We start from the raw sequence: 6,810 nt of genomic DNA, 5'->3' as shown, positions 1-6,810 counted from the left end.
ACGGGGCGGTACGGGGCGGTACGGGGCGGTACGGGGCGGTACGGGGCGGTACGGGGCGGTACGGGGCGGTACGGGGCGGTACGGGGCGGTACGGGGCGGTACGGGAAGGCAGTACCTGGGGCGCGCGGTACGGGGGGCGGTACCGCGGGCGGTGTCAGTGGCGGCGGACGCCCGCCTCCTCGCCGTACTCCCCCAGCACCGTGACGCTGAAGACCGCGCCGACGAACACCTTGACCGCGCGCAGTGCGCTGCCGACGGGGTGCGATGACGAGTCGGTGGCGCCGCTGTGGGAGCCGGGAACCTGGGCCGCTGAGGTGAAGCTCGCTGTGGTCATGTATCCATCTTCGTTTTCCGGCCCACCGGAAACATCGGCCCCGGGACTGAACACGGTCCCGTCCCGCGTACGACTCCAGACATAGGGGCTCCCCTAGGTGGACGGCACCTCAGGAGGAGAGCCGCCTCATCCCCGGTGGCGAGAGGCCGGGGCCCAGGACCACCGGGGAGCCGGCCGCCGAACGGCGCCGGGGCAGAGGCCGGGCCGGCGCCGGCGCCGGGAAAGTCGTTCGCCCCGTCGCGCGGCTCTGACTAGACTCCGCCGTCTGCCCGCCTCCCGTCGAGGAGCGCCGCCGCCCGGACGGAAACCGGCCGGTTCGCCATGCCCACGCCGTAGTTCTCCCCCGCCCGGAGGCGACTTCCTGTGCCCGCGCACGCCCCTGACCCCGCCCCTGATCCCGTCCCTGATCCCACGCCCGCCCCCGCCGCCGAGTCCGTCGGCGACCCCGGGCCGCTCGCGCGGGAACGCGGCCATCTCGCCGCCTCCCGCACCGCGCTGCGGTCGATGCGCGAAGAGGTCCAGGCCCTCAACATCAAGGACGTCGCCGCGAACTGGGTCAACGCCCGGGTGCTGGAGGCGCAGATCGAGAACCGGATCAAGGAGTTGGCGGACCTCTCGCACACCCCGCTCTTCTTCGGCCGCCTCGACTACGCGCACACCGCACAGGAGGGCCAGCGCTTCTACATCGGCCGGCGTCATGTCCACGACGCGCACGGCGATCCGATGGTGGTCGACTGGCGGGCACCCGTCTCCCAGCCCTTCTACCGGGCGTCCCGGAAGGACCCGCTGCACATCGGGTTGCGTCGGCGGTTCGGCTACACGGGCGGTGAACTGACGGCGTACGAGGACGAACATCTGACCGACCCGACCGAGCGGGACCACACCAGCAAGCTGCTCCAGGCGGAGATCGAACGCCCGCGCGTGGGCCCGATGCGGGACATCGTCGCCACCATCCAGCCGGAGCAGGACGAAATCGTCCGGTCCGGCCTGAACGGCACGGTCTGTGTGCAGGGCGGTCCCGGCACCGGGAAGACGGCGGTCGGCCTGCACCGGGTCGCCTATCTCCTCTACGCGCACCGGGAGCGGCTGGCCCGTACCGGCACGCTGGTGATCGGGCCGAACCGGTCCTTCCTCCACTACATCGAGCAGGTCCTGCCGGCCCTCGGCGAGTTGGAGGTGAAACAGGCGACCGTCGACGATCTCGTCAACCACGTCGAGGTCCGGGGCGCGGACGAAGCGCCGGTGGCCGTGCTCAAGGGCGACGCCCGGATGGCCGAGGTCCTGCGGCGGGCCATCCGCGCCCAGGTCACCCTCCCCACCGAACCCCTCGTGGTGGTGCGCGGTTCGCGGCGCTGGCGAGTGCCGGCGTACGAATTGGAGGAGATGGTCCGGGAGCTGCTCGACCGGGACATCCGGTACGGGGCTGCCAGGGACGCCCTCCCCCAGCGGATCGCCCACTCCGTCCTGGTCCGGATGGAGGAGGCGGGGGAGGCGCCCGACGACCGGGTGCAGGACGCGGTGGCGCGCAATCCGGCGGTGAAGGCCGTGGTCAAATCGGTCTGGCCACCGGTGGAACCGGCCAAGCTGGTGCTGCGGCTGCTGTCGGACGAAGCCTTTCTCGCGGCGCACGCCGACGGTGTGCTGAGCCCGGATGAGCAGCGGACGATCCGCTGGCCGAAGCCGTGGCGGAGCGTGAAGTCGGCGCGCTGGTCGGCGGCGGACGCGGTGCTGATCGACGAGGCCACGGATCTGGTGCGGCGCACCCACTCGCTGGGCCATGTGGTGCTGGACGAGGCCCAGGACCTCTCCCCGATGCAGTACCGGGCGGTGGGCAGGCGCTGTACGACGGGTTCGGCGACGGTGCTCGGCGATCTGGCGCAGGGGACGACCCCGTGGGCGACCGGGAGCTGGCGGGAGGCCCTCGCCCATCTGGGCAAGCCGGACGCCGTGGTGGAGGAGCTGACGGCGGGGTTCCGGGTGCCGCGCGAGGTGATCGCCTACGCCTCCCGGCTGCTTCCGCACATGTCGCCCGGTCTGACGGAGGTCAGCTCGGTCCGTGAGTCGCCGGGCTCCCTGGAGGTGCGGGAGGTGCCGGACGGCCTGGACGCGGCGGTGGTGGCGGCGTGCGAGGAGTCGTTGCGCCGGGAGGGGTCGATCGGTCTGATCGCGGCGGACTCTCGGGTGCCGGCGCTGGCCGATGCCCTGTCGGCGGTGGGCCTCGGCCATCTGGACCCCGGCTCGGAGACGACGGCGGAGTCCCGGCTGACCCTGGTGCCGGCGTCGCTCGCGAAGGGTCTGGAGTACGACTACGTGGTGCTGGACGACCCGGCCACGCTGGTGGCGGCGGAACCGGACGAGCGGACGGGGCTGCGGCGGCTGTACGTGGCGCTGACCCGGGCCGTCTCGGGGCTGACGGTGGTGCACCAGGAGCCGCTGCCGGCGCAGCTCGGGTAGCGAGGTGGCCGGGGAGCCCGCGCCGGCCGGCCGCCATGGACCGTACGGCCGTGCACCGCGTCCCGGGCCCCGAGCCCCGAGCCCCGCGTCGACCATGATCCGCGCAGGTCCGTGGCTCGTACCGACCGTGGCTCGGACCGACCGTGGCTCGGACGGACGGCTCGTACAGACCAGGCGCTCGGACGGACCGGGCTCGGACGTACCCGTAGCCGCGGAGCACGGGGTCGCAGGCCACGAACCACGAAAAACCGCGGGCGGGGACGCGCCCCCCGCCCGCGTCCCCGCCCGCGTCCCGGTCCGGAGCGGACCGAACCCGCCCCGGACCGCGAGCCCGTACCCACGAACCCGCACCCCCGGGGCCGAGCCCTATCCGTCCAGCGCCTCGCGCCACTCCCGTACCGCGTCCGCGTCCACCGGCCCGGCCCAGCCGCCCGGCCGTGCCGCGCCGCCGATGTGGAAGCCCGTGATGCCGGCCGCGCGCAGCCCCGGGACGTGGTCCAGGCGCAGTCCGCCGCCCACCAGGAGCTGGGGCTCGTACCCCGGCTGGCCCCGGCGAGCCGCCTCCGCCAGCAGGGTCGGCAGTCCGTCGTCGACCCCGGTCGCCGAGCCGGCCGTCAGATAGGTGTCCAGGCCGGGCAGGTCCGCGAGCTGCTTGCGGAGCGCGTCCCGGTCGGCCGCGCGGTCGATCGCCCGGTGGAAGGTCCAGGCGCAGCCGGAGATCTCGACGAGCAGCCGCTCGACCATGACCACGTCCGGATTGCCGTCCGCGTCGAGGAAGCCGAAGACGAATTCGTCCGCGCCCGCGGCCCGCAGCTCGGCGGCGGCGCGGACCAGTGCGTTCGTGTCGCTCGGTGAGCCCGCCGAGAATCCGTCGGTGAGCCGCAGCATCACCCGGAGCGGAATGTCGACGGAAGCGCGGATGTTTTTGAAGGTGTCGCGCGGGGGCGTCAGCCCGTCGGCGGCCATGTCGGTGACCAGCTCCAGCCGGTCGGCCCCGCCTGACTGCGCCGCGACCGCGTCCTCCGCGTCCAGAGCGATCACCTCTAGGACTGCACGGTTGCTCATGGGAACCCCATTCCTCCTGGGAAACGGCTACAGCTCGACAGGTCTAGTCCAATAGCAACCCTAATGCTCACGGGCGGCGACCGCAGCAGCACCCCAAGAGATCGGCACTTGCACGTGGTACCCATAGGGGGTATACATGAGCCAGACGAGGTACCCCCCAGGGGTATTCAGCTCCGGACCGGGAGGACCCATGACGCACACAGCCACCCACCAAGAGGTAGAACTCGCCATCGGCGGCATGACGTGCGCGTCCTGCGCTGCCCGCATCGAGAAGAAGCTGAACCGCATGGACGGGGTGGAGGCCACCGTCAACTACGCCACGGAGAAGGCCAAGGTCAGTTTCCGGGGTGCGGACATCTCTGTACAAGACCTCATCGGGACCGTGGAGGCGACCGGATACAGCGCCACCCCGCCCAAACCGAAATCCGACTCCGCCAAGGCCGGGGGAGGTGATCAGGAACCGGAAGAGGACGACCGCGAGCTGCGGACCCTGCGCGAGCGGGTGATCACCGCCGTCGTCCTGTCGGTGCCCGTCATCGCGATGGCGATGATCCCCGCCCTCCAGTTCGACTACTGGCAGTGGCTCTCCCTCACCCTCGCCGCCCCCGTCGTCGTCTACGCGGGCTGGCCCTTCCACCGGGCCGCCTGGACCAATCTGCGGCACGGCGCGGCCACCATGGACACCCTGGTCTCCGTCGGCACGACCGCCGCGTTCCTGTGGTCGCTGTACGCGCTCTTCTTCGGCCACGCGGGCATGACCGGTATGACCCACCCGTTCGAGCTGACCATCTCCCGCTCCGACGGCGCGGGCAATATCTATCTGGAGGCCGCGGCCGGCGTCACCGCCTTCATCCTCGCCGGGCGGTACTTCGAGGTCCGCTCCAAGCGGAAGGCCGGGGCCGCGCTGCGCGCCCTGATGGAGCTGGGCGCGAAGGAGGTCACCGTCCTGCGGGACGGCAAGGAGGTCCGCGTACCGACCGATGAGCTGAGCGTCGGCGACCGCTTCCTGGTACGCCCCGGCGAGAAGATCGCCACCGACGGCATCGTGGTCGAGGGCTCCTCCGCCGTGGACGCCTCCATGCTGACCGGCGAGTCCGTGCCGGTCGAGGTCGCCCCGGGCGACGGTGTCACCGGAGCCACCCTGAACGCCGGCGGCCGGCTCGTGGTCGAGGCGACCCGGGTCGGCTCCGACACCCAGCTCTCCCGGATGGCGAAGCTGGTGGAGGACGCCCAGAACGGCAAGGCCGCCGCCCAGCGGCTGGCCGACCGGATCTCGGCCATCTTCGTCCCGATCGTGATCCTGCTGGCGCTCGGCACCCTCGGCGTCTGGCTGGCGACCGGCGAGGGCTGGTCCGCCGCCTTCACCGCCGCCGTCGCCGTACTGATCATCGCCTGCCCCTGCGCCCTGGGCCTGGCCACCCCGACCGCCCTCATGGTCGGTACCGGCCGGGGAGCCCAGCTCGGCATCCTGATCAAGGGCCCGGAGGTCCTGGAGACCACGCGTAAGGTCGACACCGTCGTCCTCGACAAGACCGGCACCGTCACCACCGGCAAGATGACCCTGCTCGATGTGCACACCGCCGACTCCACCGACCGGGACGAGGTCCTCCGGCTGGCCGGCGCGCTGGAGCACTCTTCCGAGCACCCCATCGCCCAGGCCGTCGCGGCCGGAGCGGCGGCCGAGGTCGGCACGCTGCCGACCCCCGAGGACTTCGTCAATGTGCCCGGACTCGGTGTGCAGGGTGTCGTGGAGGGCCACGCGGTCCTCGTCGGCCGGGAGAAGCTGCTGGCCGAGTGGGCGATCGAGCTGCCCGAGAAGCTGCGGGAAGCGAAGCAGCGGGCCGAGAAGGACGGCCGGACGGCCATCACGGTCGCCTGGGACGGCGAGGCCCGCGCGGTCCTCGCGGTCGCCGATGCGGTGAAGGACACCAGCGCCGAGGCCATCACCCGGCTGCGGGGCCTGGGCCTCACCCCGATCCTGCTGACCGGCGACAACCAGGCCGTCGCCGAGGCAGTCGCCGCCGAGGTCGGCATCGACCAGGTCATCGCGGAGGTCATGCCCGAGGACAAGGTCGACGTCGTCAAGCGCCTCCAGGCGGAGGGCCGCAGCGTCGCCATGGTCGGCGACGGTGTCAACGACGCCGCCGCACTCGCCCAGGCCGACCTCGGTCTGGCCATGGGCACCGGCACGGACGCCGCCATCGAAGCCGGCGATCTCACCCTGGTACGCGGCGACCTCCGCGCCGCCGCCGACGCCATCCGCCTGGCGCGCCGGACCCTGGGCACGATCCGGACGAACCTGTTCTGGGCCTTCGCCTACAACGTCGGCGCCCTGCCGCTCGCGGCGCTGGGCCTGCTCAGCCCGATGATCGCGGGTGCGGCGATGGCCTTCTCCTCGGTCTTCGTGGTCGGCAACAGCCTGCGGCTGCGAGGCTTCAAGGCGGCCTCGTGACCAGGTGCCGCCGCCACCTGCTGGCGGCACGGTGGCCCACGGCCATCACCCGGTGATCCGAGCACGACCCCCGCATGACCGAGGCCCCCGAGCGGTTCGACCGCCCGGGGGCCTCGGTCATGGAACGCGGCCGGGGGCCGGCGCATCGGCCCCCGGCCGCGTTGGCCGTCAGGGGGGGTCAGCCGCCCAGACTGCCGCTGCCGAACGCCCCGCCTCCGACGTTCTTACCGTGCTTGGGCCGCGCCTCGCGGCCCTTTCCGGTGCTGTGACTGCTGTGGGTCCTCATGTTGTACGGGAGGAGACGGTCGGCGCCCGCATCGGGGAAGGCGTCGTCGTCCTCCTCCCGGACCTCCTCGATGTGCTCCCGCCGGGCCGGCTGATGCGGCTGCTCGTCCGGGCGCGGCGGGCGGTACTCCGCCCGGCGCCGCGAGTCCCACCACATGGCACCGCTCAACAGAACCACCAGGACGAGTCCGAAGCCGATCATGATGCCGATCATGCGTCC

Annotated in this window: 5 protein-coding genes; 2 read left to right on the top strand and 3 right to left on the bottom strand. The window is 72.4% G+C overall.

Annotation, left to right across the window (positions count from 1 at the left end):
- Window positions 1-154 precede the first annotated feature (154 nt).
- Entirely contained in the window at window positions 155-334 is a 180-nt protein-coding gene (locus ACH4S7_RS31145; protein ID WP_398524685.1) for a hypothetical protein, read from the bottom strand.
- A 363-nt stretch (window positions 335-697) separates the two neighbouring features.
- Between ACH4S7_RS31145 and ACH4S7_RS31140 the strand changes: the two genes are divergently transcribed.
- Window positions 698-2,788 carry a HelD family protein gene (locus tag ACH4S7_RS31140; RefSeq protein WP_398524684.1) on the top strand — a complete coding sequence of 697 codons (2,091 nt, stop codon included), beginning with the start codon at window positions 698-700 and terminating at the stop codon, window positions 2,786-2,788.
- Window positions 2,789-3,154: 366 nt separating this feature from the next.
- On the opposite strand, the gene ACH4S7_RS31135 is transcribed toward ACH4S7_RS31140, so the two are convergent.
- On the bottom strand, window positions 3,155-3,853 hold the full coding sequence (locus tag ACH4S7_RS31135) for a copper homeostasis protein CutC (RefSeq protein WP_398524683.1): 699 nt from the start codon (window positions 3,851-3,853) through the stop codon (window positions 3,155-3,157).
- Between the two features lie 190 nt (window positions 3,854-4,043).
- Between ACH4S7_RS31135 and ACH4S7_RS31130 the strand changes: the two genes are divergently transcribed.
- A complete protein-coding gene (locus ACH4S7_RS31130; RefSeq protein WP_398524682.1) occupies window positions 4,044-6,305 on the top strand; it encodes a heavy metal translocating P-type ATPase in 2,262 nt (753 codons plus the stop codon).
- A 178-nt stretch (window positions 6,306-6,483) separates the two neighbouring features.
- Here ACH4S7_RS31130 and ACH4S7_RS31125 read toward each other — a convergent pair whose 3' ends face one another.
- Window positions 6,484-6,804: a DUF6479 family protein gene (locus tag ACH4S7_RS31125; protein WP_398524681.1), complete on the bottom strand. Its 321-nt coding sequence runs from the start codon at window positions 6,802-6,804 to the stop codon at window positions 6,484-6,486.
- Between the last annotated feature and the right edge of the window lie 6 nt (window positions 6,805-6,810).

The sequence above is a fragment of the Streptomyces sp. NPDC020965 genome, assembly GCF_044333555.1.
Classification (GTDB): Bacteria; Actinomycetota; Actinomycetes; order Streptomycetales; family Streptomycetaceae; genus Streptomyces.
This window is presented reverse-complemented; position numbering and strand designations above follow the sequence as displayed.

Excerpts from the sequence above, each read along its gene's own strand:
- ACH4S7_RS31125 (WP_398524681.1), bottom strand. The coding sequence starts at position 6,804 with ATGATCGGCATCATGATCGGCTTCGGACTCGTCCTGGTGGTTCTGTTG.
- ACH4S7_RS31145 (WP_398524685.1), bottom strand. The coding sequence starts at position 334 with ATGACCACAGCGAGCTTCACCTCAGCGGCCCAGGTTCCCGGCTCCCAC.
- ACH4S7_RS31135 (WP_398524683.1), bottom strand. The coding sequence starts at position 3,853 with ATGAGCAACCGTGCAGTCCTAGAGGTGATCGCTCTGGACGCGGAGGAC.
- ACH4S7_RS31130 (WP_398524682.1), top strand. The coding sequence starts at position 4,044 with ATGACGCACACAGCCACCCACCAAGAGGTAGAACTCGCCATCGGCGGC.